Source organism: Actinokineospora fastidiosa (genome assembly GCF_014648415.1).
GTDB classification, from domain to species: Bacteria; Actinomycetota; Actinomycetes; order Mycobacteriales; family Pseudonocardiaceae; genus Actinokineospora; species Actinokineospora fastidiosa.
In genome coordinates this window covers 23,843-41,405 of the sequence record NZ_BMRB01000001.1, presented here as the reverse complement: position 1 = coordinate 41,405, position 17,563 = coordinate 23,843, and the positions used below count along the sequence as shown (strand labels likewise).

18 protein-coding genes and 1 other RNA gene are annotated in these 17,563 nt (G+C 73.8%); 13 read left to right on the top strand and 6 right to left on the bottom strand.

The window, feature by feature from the left end:
• Window positions 1-10 precede the first annotated feature (10 nt).
• Window positions 11-943 (top strand): cobalamin biosynthesis protein, encoded by a 933-nt coding sequence (locus IEY98_RS00185; protein ID WP_189208235.1) that lies wholly within the window; start codon window positions 11-13, stop codon window positions 941-943.
• Here IEY98_RS00185 and IEY98_RS00180 read toward each other — a convergent pair.
• Genes IEY98_RS00180 through IEY98_RS00160 form a run of 5 tightly spaced genes read right to left on the bottom strand, consistent with a single transcriptional unit; the run spans window position 921 to window position 4,669 of the window.
• Window positions 921-1,718: an SURF1 family cytochrome oxidase biogenesis protein gene (locus IEY98_RS00180; RefSeq protein WP_189208234.1), complete on the bottom strand. Its 798-nt coding sequence runs from the start codon at window positions 1,716-1,718 to the stop codon at window positions 921-923. The genes IEY98_RS00185 and IEY98_RS00180 overlap by 23 nt on opposite strands.
• Window positions 1,719-1,738: 20 nt before the next feature.
• The gene (locus tag IEY98_RS00175; protein WP_229786384.1) at window positions 1,739-2,572 is read right to left on the bottom strand and encodes a fructosamine kinase family protein; all 834 of its coding nucleotides are present in this window, start codon (window positions 2,570-2,572) and stop codon (window positions 1,739-1,741) included.
• On the bottom strand, window positions 2,569-3,015 hold the full coding sequence (locus IEY98_RS00170; RefSeq protein ID WP_189208233.1) for a low molecular weight protein-tyrosine-phosphatase: 447 nt from the start codon (window positions 3,013-3,015) through the stop codon (window positions 2,569-2,571). The genes IEY98_RS00175 and IEY98_RS00170 overlap by 4 nt, the downstream gene beginning before the upstream one ends.
• Window positions 3,016-3,050: 35 nt before the next feature.
• A complete protein-coding gene (locus tag IEY98_RS00165) occupies window positions 3,051-4,070 on the bottom strand; it encodes an NAD(P)H-dependent flavin oxidoreductase (protein ID WP_189208232.1) in 1,020 nt (339 codons plus the stop codon).
• Window positions 4,070-4,669 carry a flavodoxin family protein gene (locus IEY98_RS00160; protein ID WP_189208231.1) on the bottom strand — a complete coding sequence of 200 codons (600 nt, stop codon included), beginning with the start codon at window positions 4,667-4,669 and terminating at the stop codon, window positions 4,070-4,072. Before IEY98_RS00160 ends, IEY98_RS00165 begins: the two co-directional genes overlap by 1 nt.
• A 105-nt stretch (window positions 4,670-4,774) precedes the next feature.
• Between IEY98_RS00160 and IEY98_RS00155 the strand changes: the two genes are divergently transcribed.
• From IEY98_RS00155 to IEY98_RS00135, 5 genes are read left to right on the top strand one after another with little or no spacing between them, the layout of a single operon-like run.
• Window positions 4,775-5,371, top strand: a complete 597-nt coding sequence (locus IEY98_RS00155) for a TetR/AcrR family transcriptional regulator (RefSeq protein WP_189208230.1) — start codon at window positions 4,775-4,777, stop codon at window positions 5,369-5,371.
• A 19-nt stretch (window positions 5,372-5,390) separates the two neighbouring features.
• Complete coding sequence (gene cobC, locus IEY98_RS00150) at window positions 5,391-6,398, top strand: Rv2231c family histidinol phosphate aminotransferase CobC (protein ID WP_189208229.1); 1,008 nt, start codon at window positions 5,391-5,393, stop codon at window positions 6,396-6,398.
• Window positions 6,395-7,231, top strand: a complete 837-nt coding sequence (locus tag IEY98_RS00145) for a Nif3-like dinuclear metal center hexameric protein (protein WP_189208228.1) — start codon at window positions 6,395-6,397, stop codon at window positions 7,229-7,231. Before cobC ends, IEY98_RS00145 begins: the two co-directional genes overlap by 4 nt.
• Window positions 7,228-7,962, top strand: coding sequence for a zinc ribbon domain-containing protein (locus IEY98_RS00140; protein ID WP_189208227.1), 735 nt, complete (start codon window positions 7,228-7,230; stop codon window positions 7,960-7,962). The genes IEY98_RS00145 and IEY98_RS00140 overlap by 4 nt, the downstream gene beginning before the upstream one ends.
• A complete protein-coding gene (locus tag IEY98_RS00135) occupies window positions 7,959-9,023 on the top strand; it encodes a bifunctional RNase H/acid phosphatase (protein WP_189208226.1) in 1,065 nt (354 codons plus the stop codon). The genes IEY98_RS00140 and IEY98_RS00135 overlap by 4 nt, the downstream gene beginning before the upstream one ends.
• Here the strand turns inward: IEY98_RS00135 and IEY98_RS00130 are convergent.
• On the bottom strand, window positions 9,020-9,535 hold the full coding sequence (locus IEY98_RS00130; RefSeq protein WP_189208225.1) for an NAD(P)H-dependent oxidoreductase: 516 nt from the start codon (window positions 9,533-9,535) through the stop codon (window positions 9,020-9,022). The two genes, IEY98_RS00135 and IEY98_RS00130, sit on opposite strands and share 4 nt — an antisense overlap.
• 73 nt (window positions 9,536-9,608) lie before the next feature.
• Between IEY98_RS00130 and rnpB the strand changes: the two genes are divergently transcribed.
• The 7 genes from rnpB (at window position 9,609) to IEY98_RS00095 (ending at window position 17,556) form a co-directional block, all read left to right on the top strand.
• An RNA gene (rnpB, locus tag IEY98_RS00125) (RNase P RNA component class A) lies at window positions 9,609-9,995 on the top strand.
• A 345-nt stretch (window positions 9,996-10,340) separates the two neighbouring features.
• A complete protein-coding gene (locus IEY98_RS00120; protein ID WP_189208224.1) occupies window positions 10,341-10,631 on the top strand; it encodes a hypothetical protein in 291 nt (96 codons plus the stop codon).
• An 18-nt stretch (window positions 10,632-10,649) separates the two neighbouring features.
• Window positions 10,650-11,108, top strand: coding sequence for a hypothetical protein (locus IEY98_RS00115; RefSeq protein ID WP_229786383.1), 459 nt, complete (start codon window positions 10,650-10,652; stop codon window positions 11,106-11,108).
• A gap of 64 nt (window positions 11,109-11,172) precedes the next feature.
• Window positions 11,173-13,995 carry an ATP-binding protein gene (locus tag IEY98_RS00110; protein WP_229786382.1) on the top strand — a complete coding sequence of 941 codons (2,823 nt, stop codon included), beginning with the start codon at window positions 11,173-11,175 and terminating at the stop codon, window positions 13,993-13,995.
• Between the two features lie 31 nt (window positions 13,996-14,026).
• On the top strand, window positions 14,027-15,931 hold the full coding sequence (locus tag IEY98_RS00105) for a magnesium transporter (RefSeq protein WP_229786381.1): 1,905 nt from the start codon (window positions 14,027-14,029) through the stop codon (window positions 15,929-15,931).
• Between the two features lie 4 nt (window positions 15,932-15,935).
• The gene (locus tag IEY98_RS00100; protein ID WP_189208222.1) at window positions 15,936-16,550 is read left to right on the top strand and encodes a hypothetical protein; all 615 of its coding nucleotides are present in this window, start codon (window positions 15,936-15,938) and stop codon (window positions 16,548-16,550) included.
• 1 nt (window position 16,551) lies between these two features.
• Window positions 16,552-17,556, top strand: a complete 1,005-nt coding sequence (locus tag IEY98_RS00095) for a C40 family peptidase (protein WP_189208221.1) — start codon at window positions 16,552-16,554, stop codon at window positions 17,554-17,556.
• Window positions 17,557-17,563: the final 7 nt, after the last annotated feature.

The following is a 17,563-nucleotide window of genomic DNA, read 5'->3' as shown; positions in this document are numbered from 1 at the left end:
GGAGGAACGCGTGCCCGCACCGCGTGCGATCGGACTGCTGCTGGGGGCCGCCGCGGACGCCGCGCTCGGCGATCCGCGCAGGGGGCACCCGGTGGCCGCGTTCGGCAGGGTCGCGGGCCTGGTCGAGAAGGCCGTCCACCGCGACCACCCCGCGGCGGGCGTCGCCTACACCGCCGCGCTCGCGGGCACGGTGATCGGCCTCGGCGTCGCCGTCGAGCGGGCGGGCCGCAAGCGGCCGGTGCTGCGGATGCTGTCGACGGCGCTGGCCACCTGGGTCGTGCTGGGCGGGCGGTCGCTGGCCGCCGAGGGCACCGTGATCGGCCGCCACCTGGACGCGGGCGAGCTGGAGCGCGCCCGCGAGCGCATCCCGGCCCTCTGCGGGCGCGACCCCGAGCGCCTCGACGGCCCGGCCATGGCGCGCGCCGCCGTGGAGTCGGTGGCCGAGAACACCTCCGACGCGATCGTCGCGCCGCTGCTGTGGGGCGCGGTCGCGGGCGTGCCCGGCCTGCTGGGCTACCGCGCGATCAACACCATGGACGCGATGGTCGGCCACCGCTCACCGCGCTACCGCCGGTTCGGCTGGGCATCGGCGCGGCTGGACGACGCCGCCAACTTCGTGCCCGCGCGCGTCGCCGCCGGGCTGACGGTCGCGGGCGCGCCTGTCGTCGGCGGCAACCGGCGCAGCGCGTGGGTGGCCTGGCAGCGCGACGCCGCCGCCCATCCGAGCCCCAACGCCGGACGGGTGGAGGCCGCGTTCGCGGGCGCGCTGGAGGTCCGGCTCGGCGGCCGCACTGTCTATCCCTATGGCGTGGAGGACCGCCCGGTCCTCGGCGACGGCCGGATGCCCGACGCCGGGCACGTGACCAGGGCGGTGGAGCTCTCGCGCGTGGTGGGGTGGCTGGCCGCGGGCCTGGCGGCCCTTATCGGGCTGCTGCGGCGGTAGCGGCCTCGTCCTCGGCCAGGATCTCGGCCACCGACTTGCGCCTCGGCTTGTCGAGCGCGCCGCCCGGCTTGACCTCCCGCCAGGTGAAGTAGACCAGCCCGATCAGCGTCATCGCGCCGAACGCGATCCACTGCAGGGCGTAGGAGAAGGACGGCCCGGCCTCCAGCTGTGGCAGGGGCAGCGGCCCGAGCACACCCGGCGACCCCGCCTCCAGCTGCACGTAGCCGGGGCGGCTGCCCGGCAGCACGACCTGGGGGTCGATCGAGTACACGTGCAGGTGCCCGCCCTCGGTGAACGCGGGCCGGTTCTCCGGGTCGCGCTCGCCCACCCGCACCCGGCCGGTGATCTCCACCTGGCCCGTCGGCGGCGGGGCGAAGTCGGGAACGCTGACGCCCTCGCCGGGCCGCACGAACCCGCGGTCGACGAGGACCGTGGTGCCGTCGAGCAGCCGGAACGGGGTCAGCACCTCGAAGGCTGCCGCGCCCTGCACGGTCCGCAGCCGGGCGACGGCCTCCTCGTCGGGCAGGAACTCGCCCACCGCGGTGACCAGCCGCCACTCCGTCGTCCGGTTCGGCGCGGCGTCGGCGGCGAGCACCTCGGTCAGCGGCACCGGCGTGGCCTCGAAGGACGCCTGCACCGCGGCGTTGGTCTCCTGCCGCTCGGCGTGGCGCTCGAACTGCCAGGGCGCGAGCAACGTGAAGCACGCCGTGGCGAAGGTGATCACCACGAGCGCGCTCAGCAGCCATGCGGGCCGCAGCAGCAACCTCAACCGCACGCCTCCACGGTAGGCCAGGCTCACCCGGACAGCGCCGCCCGGGCGGCGCTCACCGTCTGCCGCGCGTACCCCGCGCCGAAGAGCACGGTGTGCACCAGGAGCGGGAACAACTGGTGCAGCGGCACGCGGGCGCGCCACCCCGGGGCGAGCGGCGAGACCTCCTCGTAGGCGGCGATCACGGTGTCCAGGTGTGGGCAACCGAACAGCGCCAGCATCGCCAGGTCGGTCTCCCGGTGCCCGCCGTGCGCCGCCGGGTCGATCAGCCAGGCCCGGCCGTCGGCAGCCCACAGCACGTTGCCGCTCCACAGGTCCCCGTGCAGGCGGGCAGGAGCCTCCGGCGGACCGGCCAGCTCGCCGATCCGCTCGCACACCGCCTCCACCGGCCCGGGATCGCGCAGCGACCCGGCGTCGACGGCCGCGCGCAGGTAGGGCAGCAGCCGGTGCTCGGCGTACCACCCCGGCCAGTCCCGGCCCGGCACGTTCGCCATCGGCGCCTGCCCGATCCAGGCGTCGGCGGTCGGGCCGTCCCCGAACGCGTCGGCGCCCGCGGCGTGCAGCCGGGCGAGGTCGCGCCCGAGCCCGACGGCCGCGTCGACCGACGGGTGGCCGGGCTCGACCTGGTCCATGACCACCCAGGTCTCGTCGGCCGCCCGCACGCCCGGCGCGGGCACCGCCGCCTCGGCCAGCCACGCCAGCCCGCCCACCTCGGCCGCCGCCTGCCCGAGCCGGTGGTGCCGCTTGGCCACCACCAGGTCGCCGTCGGCCAGGTCGACCTCGAAGACGTCGGCCGCGACCGCCACGACCCCGGCCACCGGTGTCTGCAGCAACTCGGCGACGGCCTCGGCGGGGGTCACCGCCGCCGCACCCAGTCCAGCAGGCCCGGACAGGCCGCCTCCACCATCGCCAGCACCTCGTCGAAGCCCTCCGCGCCGCCGTAGTACGGGTCGGGCACGTCCAGGCCGTCCGCCGCCGGGTCGAACTCGCGCAGCAGCCGCACCCGCTCCGGCCCGACCCGCCGCCGCAGCGCCCGCGCGTGCCCCTGGTCGAGCGCGACCAGCAGGTCCGCGCCCAGGTGGTCGTCGTCGAGTTGCGCCGCGACGTGCGCGGTCGGATAGCCCGCGCGGGCGAGGACGTGCTGGGTCCTCGGGTCCGCGGCGTCGCCGACGTGCCAGTCGCCGGTGCCCGCGCTGGTGACCCGCACGTGGTCGAGCCCGGCCCGCCGCAGGTGCTCGGCGAACACCAGCGCGGCCATCGGGGAGCGGCAGATGTTGCCGGTGCAGACGAAGCAGACGTGCATGGCCGCGAGTCTGGCCCGTGGCCACGCCCGGCGGTTCACCCGGTCAGCAGTTCCAGGTACTCCCGCGCCGTCCGGGGCGCGGTGAGCGCCGCCGCCTGGCCCGACCACAGGTTGATCAGGTCGGCGTCGCCCGCCGCGCCCGCCGCCCTGCGCAGGTCCAGCAGCAGCGCGCTCTGCGCCGGGTACGGCGGCACCGGCGCGTCGGCCAGCTCGGCGACCAGCCGGTTGAGCTGCGCGCGGGCAGTGCGCCCGGTGAACGCCCTGGTCAGCACCGTGACCTCGGCGCCGGGGCCGTGCAGCGCTGCCTTGTGGGCGGCGGAGGCGCCCGACTCGGCCGTGGCCAGGAAGCCGGTGCCCACCTGCACGCCGTCCGCGCCCAGCGCCCTGGCCGCGGCGACCCCGCGCGCGTCGGCGATGCCGCCCGCGGCGATCACCGGGATGCCGACGGCGTCCACCACCTGCGGCACCAGCGAGAACGTGCCGACCAGCGACTCGGCCACCGGCCGCAGGAACGCGCCCCGGTGCCCGCCCGCGTCGCTGCCCGATGCCACCACCACGTCCAGTCCGGCCGCCTCGACGGCGACGGCCTCGGCCGGGGTCGTCGCCGTCCCGATCGTGACGATGCCCCGCGCCCTCGCCTCGGCGACGGCGGCCGCGGGCGGCAACCCCATCACGAAGCTGATCACCGGGGGCGCCGCGGCCAGCAGCGCGTCGAGCTGCGCGTCGAAGTCGGGCAGCAGCGGCCCGGTCGTGTCCGGGTCGGGCAGGCCCAGCTCCCGCAGGTAGGGCCGGACCCGGGCGACGTCCTCCTCGGTCGGCAGCACGTCCTCGTCGGGCTGGGGCACCCACAGGTTCACCGCGAACGGCCGCGCCGTCGCCGCGCGCAACTCCGCGACCAGCGCGGTGATCCGCTCCGGGGCCAGCAGGTGCGCCCCGTAGGAGCCCAGCCCACCCGCCGACGACACCGCCGCTGCCAGCGCCACGGTCGACAGGTCGCCGCCGAAGGGCCCCTGGACGACCGGCACGTCGATCCCGAGCACCGCCTCCAGCCGCATCAGGCGCCCACCAGCGCCCGGCCCGCCGCCAGCCGCAGCGCGGCCACGGCGACCCGCTCGCCCAGGTGCGCCGCGGTCCGCAGGTCCGCGTCCGGGGGCGCCAGGTCCGACCCCACGTCCGAGGGCGACTGGGCGAGCGCGCCGAGGAAGCCGCCGAGCCGGTTGAGGTCGGTGGGCGACCCATCGGCGGTGAACAGCCAGCCCGGCGGCAGGCCGAGCGACACCCAGGTCATGCCGTGCTGGGCAGCGAAGATCGCCAGCGAGGTCAGCGTGCCCAGCTTGTCGCCGTTGACGCCCGACGAGTTCGTGAACCCGGCCGCCAGCTTGTCCCGCCACCGCCCCTGCGCCCACACCGTCGAGCTCGCCTCGGCGAAGGCCTGGAACACCGCCGATCGGCTGCCCATGTAGGTCGGCGACCCGAAGACGATCGCGTCCGCCGCGTCCAGCCGCGCCCACCCCGCCTCACCGACGTCGCCCACGTCGAGCAACTCGGCGCTCACCCCGCCGACCCCCGCCGCCCCCGCGGCGACCGCCGCCGCCTGCCGTGCCGTGTGCCCGTGCCCGCTGTGGAACGCCACCACGACCAGTACCTCGGTCATCCCGACTCCTCTGCTCAGTCGACCGGTCACTGGAATAGTTGACCGGTCGTCTAGTCAGTGTCAAGGGTGATGAAGACAATAGTTGACCGGTCGTATACTGCGCTCGTGGGACGAACCAGCTCAGCGCGGGAACGCCTGCTCGACAGCGCCTGCGACCTCATCCACGAACGCGGCTACGCCGCCATCGGCGTCGCCGAGATCTGCGCGCGCGCCGACGTGCGCAAGGGCAGCTTCTACCACTTCTTCGAGTCCAAGCAGGCCCTCACCGCCGAGGCCGTCGACCAGCACTGGGCGCAGCGCCGTGCGGTCTGGACCGCCGAGCTGTCCGGCCCCGACCCCGCGCTCGCCCGCCTGGAGCGCCTCGTCCGCGCCCAGGCGTCGGCCCAGGCCGACGGCAAGCGAGCGCACGGCCGCGTCCGCGGCTGCCTCTTCGGCAACCTCGCCACCGAGGTCACCCCCGCCGACGGCGACCTGGGCGCCCGGGTGGCGGCCGTGTTCGCCGAGCAGACCGACCTCGTGGCCAGCGCGCTCGCCGACGCCGTGGCCGAGGGCGCGGTCCCCGCCGACCTCGACGTCGCCCCGACAGCCCGTGCCGTGCTCGCGCACCTGGAGGGCATGGTGCTGTTCGCCCGGCTCGCCGACGACCCGGGCGTGCTCGACGGGCTCTGGGCGCAGACCCGGCTCCTCATCAGGGCGCGGTGACCCGCCTAAACTCCCTGCGATGGACACGGACCCGCTGCGCCACCACGGTGACGTCGACGCCGCGCCCGGCCTCGCCGACTTCGCCGTGAACGTCCGCGGCGAGCGGCCGCCGGAGTGGCTGCGGCGACGGCTGGTCGACGCGCTCGACCACATCGGCCGCTACCCGTCGGCGGAGGACGATCGCGCGGCGCGCGAGGCCGTCGCCCGGCGGCACGGCCGCGACCCCGACGACGTCCTGATCCTCAACGGCTCCGCGGAGGGCTTCGCGCTCCTGCCGAACCTTCGCCCGGTGACGGCGGCGCTGATCCACCCGTCGTTCACCGAACCGGAAGTCGCCCTGCGCGCCGCCGGGGTGCCCGTGCGGCACGTCCTCCTCGACGCGGAGGACGGCTTCGCGCTGCACCCGGAGCGCGTCTCTGACGACGCCGATCTGGTCGTGATCGGCAACCCAACCAACCCGACATCCACGCTACACAGCGCCGACGCCATCCGCTCCCTCGTTCGCCCCGGGCGAACCGTCCTGGTCGACGAGGCCTTCATGGACGCCGTCCCCGGCGAGCCGGAGACCCTCACCGGCGACCGCGACGTTCTGGTATTCCGCAGCCTCACCAAGATGTGGGCGCTGCCCGGCCTGCGCGCGGGCTACGCCGTCGGCCACCCCGACACCCTGGCAGCCCTCGCCCGCCATCGTCCACAGTGGCCGGTCGGCACGCTAGCCCTGCACGCGGTGATCGCCTGCAGCGACGCGCCCACCGACGAGATCGCCGCGGAGTACGCCCGCCACCGCGACCACCTCGCCCGCGAGCTGGCCGCCCTGGGCGTCACCGTCCACGGACCTGCGCACGCCCCGTTCCTCCTGATAGAACACCCCCACGGGGAACGCCTGCGCACCAGCCTGCGCGAGCACGGGGTCGCCGTCCGCCGCGCCGACACCTTCCCCGGGCTCGGCCCCAACCACCTGCGCGTCGCCGTCCGCCCGCCGGAGCAGTGCGCGCCGCTGCTGAAAGCCCTGGAGGTCTGCCTGTGACGACCGTGGCCGACGCGATCGCCGCGCTCGAGGCCGCCTACCCGCCCGCGCTCGCCGAGGGCTGGGACGCGGTCGGCCTGGTCTGCGGCGACCCCGCCGAGGAGATCACCCGCGTCCTCGTCTGCGTCGACCCCACCGCGGACACCGTCGACGAGGCCGTCGAGACCGGCGCCCAGCTGATCGTCGCCCACCACCCGCTGCTGCTGCGCGGCGTGCACGGCGTCCCCGCGGACACCCCCAAGGGCGCGCTGGTCCACCGCATGGTCCGCGCGGGCATCGCGCTGTTCTGCGCGCACACCAACGCCGACGCCGCCGACCCCGGCGTGTCCGACGCTCTCGCCGAGGCGATCGGCCTGACCGTCACCGCGCCCCTCAACCCCAACCCCGACGGCCGCACCGGCATCGGCCGCGTCGGCCGACTCCCCGAGGCCGAGCCGTTCGCCGTGTTCGTCGAGCGCGTCGCCCGCGCCCTGCCGGGCACCGAGGGCGGCGTCCGCGCCGCGGGCGACGCCAACCGCCCGATCAGGACCGTCGCCGTCTCCGGCGGGGCGGGCGACTCCTACCTGGCCGCCGCCACCGCCGCCGGTGTCGACGCCTACGTCACCGCCGACCTGCGCCACCACCCCGCGGGCGAGCACCTGGCCGTGCCCGGCGCCCCCGCGCTCGTCGACGTCGCCCACTGGGCCAGCGAGTGGCCGTGGTGCGGCCAGGCGGCGGGCGTCCTGCGGGCCGCGCTCGGCGGTACGGTCGAGATCCACGTCTCCACGCGCCGAACCGACCCCTGGACCTGCCAGGCCGCGGGCGCGCCGACCACCCGGAGGTCCACCCGGTGAAAGCCGACCCCGCCGTCCAGCGCGGCCTGCTCGACCTCGCCGAGGTCGACGCGGAGCTGAACCGCATCGATCACCGCCGCCGCACCGCCCCGGAGCTGGCCGAGATCGCCGAGGCGGAGAAGGCGGTGCGGGCCCGCCGCGACGCCCGGGTCGCGGTGCAGACCCAGCTCGACGACCTCGACCGCGAGGTCGCCCGCCAGGAGAAGGAGATCGACGCGGTCCGCGCCCGCGAGGAGCGCGACCGCAAGCTCCTCGACGCGGGCGCGGGCGCCCGGCAGGTCGCCGACCTCGAACACGAGCTGGAGAGCCTCGTCCGGCGCAAGGCGGCCCTCGAGGACGACCTGCTGGAGCTGATGGAGCGCCGCGAGGCCGTCGAGGCCGACGGCCAGCACGCCGCCGTCGAGCTGGAGAAGGCCGAGGCCGCGCTGGCCGAGGTCCGCCACCGCCACCAGGAGAACCTGGCCGACCTCGACTCCCAGCAGGCCCGCCGCGACGCCGACCGGGCCAAGCTGGTCGCCACCTTCCCCGAGCCGCTGGTCGCCCAGTACGAGCGCAAGCGCAAGGCCAAGGGCATCGGCGCCGCGCTGCTGCGCGCCCGCCGCTGCGGGGCGTGCAGGCTCGAACTCGACCGCCGGGTGATCTCGGTGATCAAGGAGACCGCGCCCGACGAGGTCGTCGAGTGCGAGGAGTGCGGCGTGATCCTGGTGCGCACGGCGGAGTCGGGCCTGTGAGGGTCCGCGTCGAGGCCGACGGCGGCTCCCGGGGCAACCCGGGGCCCGCGGGCTACGGCGCGGCCGTGTTCGACGCCGACACCGGCGCGCTGCTGGCCGAGCGGTCCGAGGCCATCGGCGTGGCCACGAACAACGTCGCCGAGTACGGCGGGCTCATCGCGGGCCTGGAGGCGGCGCTGGAGCTGGGCGCCGACGACGTCGAGGTCCGGATGGACTCCAAGCTGGTCGTCGAGCAGATGGCGGGTCGCTGGCAGGTCAAGCACCCGGGTCTGCGCCCGCTGGCGAGCCAGGCCCGCCAGCTCGCGGGCCGCTTCGCGCGGATCGCCTACACCTGGGTCCCGCGCGCGGCCAACGCCCACGCCGACCGGCTGGCCAACGAGGCCATGGACGCCCAGGAGGGCAGGCGCACCACCCCGGCGGCCTGGACCGGCGCCCGCGGCGAGCCCACTCGGCTCCTGCTGCTGCGCCACGGCCAGACCCCGATGTCCGCCGAGCGCCGCTACTCCGGCCGGGGCGACGTCGAGCCGACCGAGCTGGGCCGCGCCCAGGCCGAGGCCGCCGCCCGCCGCGTCGCCAAGCTCGACGGCGTCGGCGCGGCCACGCCCATCGTGTCGTCCCCGCTGATCAGGACGATGGTCACCGCGCGGGCCGTCGCCGAGGCGACCGGCGGCGAGGTGACCACCCACCCCGGCCTGATCGAGACGGACTTCGGCGACTGGGAGGGCCTGACCTTCGCCGAGGCGAGCGAGCGCGATCCCGCGCTGCACACGCGCTGGCTGTCCGACCCGACCGTGCCCGCACCGGGCGGGGAGAGCTTCGACGTCGTGCACCGCCGCGTCGCCGGGGTCCGCGACGAGTTGCTGGAGCGGCACGCTGGCCGGACGGTGATCGTGGTCAGCCACGTCACGCCGATCAAGTCGCTGCTGCGGATGGCGCTGGACGCGGGCCCGAGCCTGCTGTTCCGCCTGCACCTCGACCTCGCGTCGCTGTCGATCGCGGAGTTCTACCCCGACGGCAACGCCTCCGTGCGGCTGGTCAACGACATCTCCCACCTGGGCTAACCGGCCAGCCGCCGCCTGCGGCCGACGGCGAGGGAGAACTCGGCCAGCGCGTCGGCCACCCGCGCGGGCACCCCGGCGGCCAAGTCGGCCTCCGGGACGAACGGCCCGCGCAGCAGGCGGGTCGCGCCCAGCTCGCGCAGCAGCGGTGTGACGCAGAACTCGACCGCGCCCCGGCCCTGCCGCCCGCCCGTGGTCACCGGCAGGATCGGCAGCCCGGCCAGCGCGCCGCGGGGCAGCAGGTCGAGCACGGACTTGACCAGCCCGCAGTGCGCGGCCCGGTTGACGGGCGCGACGAGCACCATGCCGCGCGCGCCCGCGAGGTCGGCCAGCGCGGCCGCGATCGCCGGGTCGGACCGATCGCACTCCAGCAGCGCCACCGCTGGTAGCGCGCAGGCCTCGATCAGCGCCACCGGGTGCCCGAAGCCGTCCAGCACCGCCGAGGCGTGCTCGGCGAGCAGACCGACGGCACCGCCGGGGGTCATGCCCCCGGAGACGACGACGGCCGGTTCCATGATCGTCAGTAGAGCAGCGGCCGACCGGGTGCGGCAACGCCGTCCATGCTCTGGATATCCTTGACGGCGCGGGCGAGTCGGCAGGGCGGCCGCGGCGGCCGGGAACGGCCGTCGAGGAAAGTCCGGACTCCGCAGGGCAGGGTGGTTGCTAGCGGCAACCCGGGGTGACCCGCGGGACAGTGCCACAGAAAGCAAACCGCCTGGCCAACAGGCCAGGTAAGGGTGAAACGGTGGTGTAAGAGACCACCAGCGCCCCGGGTGACCGGGGCGGCTCGGCAAACCCCACCCGGAGCAAGGCCAAGAGGCGGACCCGAGAGGGTCCTGCTGCGCAGGCGTTCGAGGGCGGCCCGCCCGAGCCTGCGGGTAGGCCGCACGAGCCTGGCGGCGACGCCAGGCCCAGATGGATGGCCGCCACCCGGGCGACCGGGGACAGAATCCGGCTTACGGTCCGACTCGCCCGCCCAACGTCTGCCATACACCGAACGGAGTAACTTCGCCGCGCGAAACCGTTTAGTCGATCTGTGAGTTCACCCACGCTGCGTCGCCGCCAAGGTCGCAGCCGGGTGAAACAGGGTGGGCACTAGGAAAATCGGGTGGTCGTGGCGTCCAGCGGGCCCTGTCCGGATGATGATGGGGTGTGGTCAGATGACAGCGCACGGCCGCATGGAGGATCGAGTGGATCAACGGAACGCTCACACCTAGCTACCGTTCGTAATGACAATCATGTGCCCGACGTGCTCTACTTCGACAGGCACGGCAGGCATAGGCCGCGCAGAGCACCATCTCCGCGCACTTGGGAGAAGACATGACCACCGCGTTCCTCGCCTCGCTCACCGAGTTGGCCCAACAGGAGCCCGCCAACAACATCGGGACCGGCAACGTCCGCAACTGGCTGCTCGAGAACATCATCCCCCTGCTGTTGCTGGTCGTGGCGCTGCTGCTGCTCTGGCTCGGCGGCGGCAAGGGGGACAACTCCGGCGTGATGCGCAGGCTGGGCGGGGTGATCGTCGCGCTGGCGATCATCGGCCTGGCGGTCACCAACGGCGGTGTCGCCATCGGCGAGTGGATCGCCGGGCTGTTCACCACGAACAGCTGACGGGCCGGGGGCGCACACGTGCGGATACGCACCGACGACGAGGTCTACCGGGTCGACGCCGTCTGGCTCGGTCCGCCCAAGGCGACTTTCCCGTGGCGGGCCCGCTACGTGGCCTGGGGAGTGGGCACCGTCGTCTATCTGCTGGTCCTGACCGTCCTCCGCAACATCGGCGTCAGCCTGTTCTGGTCGTTCGCCTGGGGGATGGTCCTCACCATCGGCATCACGATGGTCATCTGCTCGCGGATCAGCCACGAGCGCCCGCTGGGCGCCGTGCTCACCATGTGGGTCCGCGAACTCACCGCGCCGCGCGAGACCGAGGCCGCCGCTGGCGGCGCGGCCAGCGCGGCGCAGGTCCGCGTGCGCGCGGAACTGCCCAGGAGGAAGCCGCGCGGTCGCCGGTCGCCGGAGACCGGCGCGCGGGAAAACAGGATGCCTGCCAAGGGGATTGCGGAGGTCAGCGGTGTTCGGAGGCCGTAAGCGCGAGCGGCGGGAGCTCGCGCGGCACCAGACACCGCGGGGCCACGCGGGCAACGGTGGACCGGTGCGCTACGAGCCGCCCGCGCCGCCCAAGCGCGGCAAGCGGCTGCCCGGCGAGTCGTCGATCCCCAGCTACACCCCGGAGATCGCCGCGCGCAGCATCGACGGGCACCTGCTGCGCACCGGCAACGACGTCTTCGCCTGGTACCGGCTGGCGCCGCAGCGCTGGTCGTTCCGCTCGGACTCCCAGCGCCAGGACCTGATCGCCGCGATCGCGGGCCAGTACGCCGAGCTGTCGGGCCGCTGGCTGCACCTGCGCGTGACCACCCGCCCGTACCCGATCCGGATGTGGGCCGAGGCCCACGTGCACAACGCCGTCAACCGGCTGCCGGACGTGCCGGGCGCGCTCAGCTTCGACGACTACCTCGTCGGCGAGCAGCAGCAGCTCATGGGCCGCTCGATGGCCGAGAAGGAGGTCTACCTCGGCGTCCAGGTGCAGACCCGCAACGTGGTCGACCGGGCCGTCGAGCGGGCCGCCCCGCTGCTGCGCAAGGTCTTCCCCGAGGCCGTCGACGCCGAGCTGCTGGCCATCGAGAGCGAGGTCGAGCACCTCGACCAGGTGCTGGGCTCGGCCGGGCTGGAGGGCCGCCCGGTCACCGCCGAGGAGATGTCCTGGCTGATGCACCGCTCGTGCTCGCTGGGACTGCCCGCGCCGCGCAACATGCCCGCGGTGCCGGGCGCGGCCTGGGAGCCGGAGGACCTGGCCAGCTTCACCGACGCCGCAGACTTCCACCAGGAGCCCTACTCGCCGACCGTCGTCGTGCGCGGCCGCACGGGCTCCAACGCCGGGGTCGCGCGGCACGTCTGCGTGCTGACCGTCGGCATGATGCACGGCCTGCAGATCCCCGAGGTCGACGACCCGTGGGTGCAGCGCAGCGACCGCCTGCCCGGCTCGGTCGAGTGGTCCGCGCGCATCTACGTCCGCAGGCCCGAGGAGGTCTCCGGCGAGCTGCAGCGGCAGATGAACAAGGTCCGCTCGCAGGTCAAGCACTACACCGACGAGCACGAGCTGGAGCCGCCGCAGTCGCTGGCCCGGCAGGCGTCGCGGGTGCTGGAGATCGACGACGAGATGACCTCGGGCTTCACCGCCCTGGCCACCCGGGTGCGCTCGTGGTGGCGGCTGGCGGTGTCCGGCCCGACCGAGCGCGACGCGCTGCGGCTGGCCCAGCAGCTCCTCGACCTCTACAAGCCCAAGGTCGCCATCGAGCACCCCGAGGCCCAGTACGCCATGGCCAGGGAGTTCATCCCCGGCGAGCCGCTGGCCTCCAGCGCCTACATGCGCCGTGGCTCGGTGGTCTGGGCGGCGTCCGCCGTGCCGACCGCGACCGCGGAGGTCGGCGACCGGCGCGGCATCCTGCTCGGCGAGACCTGCACGGCGACCCGGCGCCCGGTCGCCTGGGACCCGTGGATGGCCCAGGAGATCAGGGACGGCTCCGGCCTGACCGCCATGGTCGCCGGGCTCGGCGGCGGCAAGTCGTTCCTCGGCGGCGGCATCGTCTACAAGACGCTGCGCGCGGGCGCGCACTGGACGGTGCTGGACCCGTCCGGCCCGCTGGCCAAGCTGTGCGACCTGCCCGAGCTGCGGCCGTACGCGCGGCCGATCAACCTGCTCAACGCCCAGGCGGGCATCCTCAACCCGTACCGCGTCGTCGCCGAGCCGAGGCTGGAGCACTTCCTCGACGACGAGGACCCCGAGCGCGCGTGGCGCAGGGAGAAGGCGCTGGCCGCCGCCACCCGCCGTCGTCTCGTGCTGGACGTGCTCACCGGTCTGCTCCCGTACGAGGTCGCGCGCCTGCCGCAGTCCCGGATCGTGCTGCTGCGCGCGGTGCGGACCGTCGGGGGCCGCGCCGACGCCGACCCGAGCCTGGTGTTCGACGCGCTGCGCCGCGACGCCAGCGAGCACCACGAGCACGCCGTCGTCGTCGCCGACTTCCTCGACGAGATGAAGGAGCGGATGTCGCTGCTCATCCCCGAGCGCGGCGCCGACCCCTACGACGAGCAGCGCGACGACCGGCTCACCGTGCTGACCATGGCCGGGCTGACCCTGCCCAAGGACGGCGTCGGCCGCGAGCACTGGACCGACGCCGAGGCGCTCGGCGTGGAGATGCTGAACCTGGCAGCGTGGCTGACCCAGCGCTCCATCTACGACCGCCCCAAGGACCTGCGCAAGGGCGTCTGGATCGATGAGGCGTTCTTCCTCTCCGAGGTCCCGACCGGCCGCGTGCTGATGAACCGCTTCGCCCGCGACTCCCGCAAGTGGAACGTGCGCGTGCTGCTGTCCTCGCAGATCCCCGCGGACTTCCTGCGCATCCAGGGGTTCGTGGCCCTGCTGGACTCGGTCTTCATCGGCAGGCTGGACGACGACCAGGCCCAGGCGGACGCGCTGCGCCTGCTCAAGGTGCCGGTCGGCGCGGGCTACGAGCAGGTCGTGGCCAGCCTGGGCCGCAGGCCGGGCAGCCACCGCGGCCTCGTCGAGCGCGACACCGCCCCGCGCCAGTTCATCTTCGGCGACGGCGCGGGCGGCGTGGAGCGCATCCGCATCGACCTCTCCGGCAGGCACCTCGACCACCTGCGCGCGGTCATGGACACCACCCCGGACGCCCAGCGCGAACGCGTTCTCCCGGAGGCCACCGCCCCGCACGCCCCGGTGATCCCCGAACCCCAGCCCCGCGAGCAGATCGAGGCCGCCGCGCCCAGCGACGAGGAGTTCGAGCGCGCGGCCGAGTTCGAGCTCGGCCTGACCGAAGAGGACTACATCGGCGGCGAGCCCACCGACCCGCCACCGCCGGAGGACGGCAAGAAGCCCGGCCGCGAGGACGCGGCATGAACACCGGATCAGTGAGATTGGCAGGGGCCCCATGATCACGATTCTCGTAGTGGCTGCGGCCGCCGCACTGTTCGCAGCGCTGCGGCGGAGGGCGAGAAAAGACGTCGGCCTCAGTCGCCGGGCGTCACTGGCGGTCGTCGTATCCATTATTGGCCTGCATACCATTATCGGCAGTCCCGCCTTGGCTCAGGATTTGGACTGCGCACCCAATCCCGAGCGGCCCAGTTCCGGCATGGTCTGGCATGTCTATGACGAATCCTGTAACGGGCTGGTCCCCAACGGCGTGACCGACCCCGGTGCGACCATTGACACCTGGGTCGGCAACCAGCTTTTCAACCTGGCCAAGGTCACCGTCGGCGCCACGAACTCGCTGCACTACACGCTCCTCAAGGGCGGCATCTTCAGTGGCCTCGATGAGCAGCTCGGTGAAGCGGCCGACATGGTTTTCGACAATGTGTACGCGCAGCTGTTCGGTGTCTTCGCCCTGATCCTGGCGATCCTGATGTTTCGTCAGATCTGGAAGGGTGACCTGGCGACGGTAAGCAAGCGCGCACTGCTTGCCCTCGGTGGAATGTGGTTGGCGGCCTCATCGCTTGTCATGGTGGCGAATTACGATCGCATCGACAGTCTTATCGTTGGTGCCACCACGGGCGTCCAGGCTGGTTTCCTTGATCCGGCTGAAAATGTCGCCGAGTATGACATTCTGCCGACCGAGCTGCACAACAAGATTGTCTATGAGAACTGGCTTCGCGGCGAATTCGGCAGTCCAGATGCTCCCCAAGCCGCCGAGTTCGGTCGCCGATTGCTGAATGCGCAGGCGTGGACCAGGGATGATCTCGACAAGGGTCGTGACGCCGACGACGCCGCGGAACAGGCGAAGAAGACCGAGTACATGGCCATCGCGGGTCAACTCGGCCCGGCCACCGGCTACTTCAAGGGCACGGACGGCAGTCGTACGGGCGCGGGTGTGCTCGCGTTCTTGCAGTCGATCTTCTACTCGATCTTCCAGTTCTTCGCGAAGCTCGCCGTGCTGTTGGCCCAGCTGCTGCTGAGGATCTTGACCCTCGCGGCACCCGTGATCGGACTAGTGGCGCTGGTACACCACGACATCCTCCGTAGGGTCGGCAGGGCGGTCGGCGCGGTCGTGCTCAGCGTTCTGGTTCTCGCGATCCTCGCGGGCATCCACGCCCGGTTCCTGGACCTGATCTTCTCCCCGGACGCCGGGTTGTCGCTGCTCACGCAGATGCTGCTCGCGGCCATCGTGACGTTCGTGTTCTTCCTCGTCGGCAGGCCCATGCGCCGGATGTGGCAGATGCTGGAGATGTCCGTCGGCGCGGCGGGCGCGACGGTCAGCGCGCCGGGGACGGGCATCTTCTCCCGGTTCCGCCGCAACAAGCACGCGGGCCCGACCCCGCAGGACGCCTTCTGGGAGAACCTGCGCGACGAGGACGAGCACGTCGGCGAGTCCGGGGTGCTGGTGCGCGGCGGCAGGCGGCACCGGCCGGAGGCCGCCAACCCGGTCACCGTGCACGCCGAGCGGATGGACGCCACCCGCGCGGCCATCGGCGCCCCGCGTCCGGCGATCGGCGGCGCGCAGACGCTGCTCGGCCCCGCGGCCGACGCCCCGGGCGACGTGGTCACGCGGTCGGCGTCCTACCTGGTGCCGCGCAGCCGGACGGCGGACACCGTGCCGGTGGCCGACCGCGGCTGGGACCGCGGCGAGGACGCCGTCGTCGTGCCGTCCCGGGTGCCGGGCGAGCCCGCCGACGCGCTGCCCGCGCCGCAGGCCCGTCCCGCCGACGTCGAGGTGGTCGCGGGCAGGCCGGTGCACGTGGTCTACCGGCCCTCCCGCGGGCTGGAGGTGGCTCCCGAGCCGGTGCGGCGCCCGCTGCCGCGCCACGACGGCCCGCGCGACACCGACCAGCTGGTGAGGTGACCGCGTGCCGATCCGCACCAACCGCGGCCGGGCCGCGGTGTACCGGAAGCTGTGGGGCTGGCCGCTGCGCTCGCCCCGGCACCTGGCCGTCGCCGCGTTCGTCGCCGCGCTGCTGATCACCGCGGCGGGCATCCTCATCCCCAAGCTCGCGGGCACCGACACCCCGCGCGCCTCGGGCACGTCCACGCAGACGTCCGAGACGAAGGTGTTCGGCTCGCGCACCGTCGTCGTGCCCCCCGGCGCGGGCGGGACGGCGACCGCCACGGAGACGCGCGTCGAGCCCACGCTCACCCCGTCGTCGGCGCCGCCCGCGCCCGAGGCGCTGGGCGTGGCGAAGGAATGGGCGACCGCGTTCGTGACCCACCCCGAGGGCATCAGCCCGGAGACGTGGCGCGAACAGCTGCGGCCCTTCACCGACGTCGAGTACATGGTGGCCCTCGACAGCGTCGATCCCCGCAACGTCTTCGCCACAGCGGTCACCGGCGAGCCCCGCGTCGTGGTCTCCTACGACAAGTCCGTGGTGATCGACGTGCCGACGGACAAGGCGGTGCTGCGGCTGACCCTGATCGAGACCGAGCAGGGCTGGCGGGTGTCGGACTACACCGAGGGGGAGGGCTGACATGCGGGGCGCGGTGATCGTCGCCGGGGTCGCCGTGGTCGGCGTGGTGACCGCGATCGGCACCGGTGCGCTGACGCTGATCCAACGCGACCACGCCGCCGACGCGGCGGCCTACCAGACGGTGTCCTGCAACGCCGCCCTCGGGCCCACCACCCAGGGCGCCCCCGGCACCGGGGCAGGCGACGCCGCCCGGCTGACCGACGAGCAGCTGGCCACGGTGACCTCGATCATCGCGATCGGCAAGGAGCGCAAGCTCCCGCCGCGCGCCTGGCAGATCGCCATCCAGGCGGGCATGACCGAGTCCGGCCTGCGCCCGCTCGATCACGGCGACCGCGACTCCCTCGGCATCTTCCAGATGCGGCCGTCCATGGGCTGGGGCACGCCCGCGCAGGTCATCAACCCCGAGTACGCGATCAACAAGTTCTACGACGTGCTGCTGACCGTGCCCAACTGGGACACCCAGCGGCCCGGCGACTCCGCGCAGGACGTCGAGCGCTCGGCCTACCCCGACCGGTACCACCGGTGGGAGGCGATGGCGACCCACCTCATCGGCGACCTCGGCGACGTCGTCAACGCCTCCGGCTGCGGCGAGGACAGGGGCCGCCTGCTGCCCGCGCCGACGAAGGCCGCGGGCGAGGCCATCCAGTTCGCGCTCGGGCAGCAGGGCAAGCCGTACCAGTGGGGCGCGCTCACCACGCACCAGAACTCCTTCGACTGCTCCAGCCTGATGCTGCAGGCCTACCGCGACGCCGGGATCAGCCTGCCGCGCACGTCCCGCGAGCAGTGGCGCGCCGGGGCGTACCTGCCGGTCGAGAAGGCCCAGCCGGGTGACCTGCTGTTCTGGGCGCGCGACACTAGCGACCCGCGCACCATCCACCACGTGGCGATGTACCTCGGAGACGGGAAGATGGTGGAGGCGCAGCAGACCGGCGTCCCGGTGCACATCCGTTCCATCGAGTGGACCGAGGGCGGGCTCATGGACTACGCGGTCCGCCCCGGCGTCTAGGAGAAGG

Excerpts from the sequence above, each read along its gene's own strand:
- IEY98_RS00105 (WP_229786381.1), top strand. The coding sequence starts at position 14,027 with ATGATCACGATTCTCGTAGTGGCTGCGGCCGCCGCACTGTTCGCAGCG.
- IEY98_RS00095 (WP_189208221.1), top strand. The coding sequence starts at position 16,552 with ATGCGGGGCGCGGTGATCGTCGCCGGGGTCGCCGTGGTCGGCGTGGTG.
- IEY98_RS00120 (WP_189208224.1), top strand. The coding sequence starts at position 10,341 with ATGACCACCGCGTTCCTCGCCTCGCTCACCGAGTTGGCCCAACAGGAG.
- IEY98_RS00130 (WP_189208225.1), bottom strand. The coding sequence starts at position 9,535 with ATGGAACCGGCCGTCGTCGTCTCCGGGGGCATGACCCCCGGCGGTGCC.
- IEY98_RS00165 (WP_189208232.1), bottom strand. The coding sequence starts at position 4,070 with ATGCGGCTGGAGGCGGTGCTCGGGATCGACGTGCCGGTCGTCCAGGGG.
- IEY98_RS00170 (WP_189208233.1), bottom strand. The coding sequence starts at position 3,015 with ATGCACGTCTGCTTCGTCTGCACCGGCAACATCTGCCGCTCCCCGATG.
- IEY98_RS00160 (WP_189208231.1), bottom strand. The coding sequence starts at position 4,669 with ATGACCGAGGTACTGGTCGTGGTGGCGTTCCACAGCGGGCACGGGCAC.
- cobC (WP_189208229.1), top strand. The coding sequence starts at position 5,391 with ATGGACACGGACCCGCTGCGCCACCACGGTGACGTCGACGCCGCGCCC.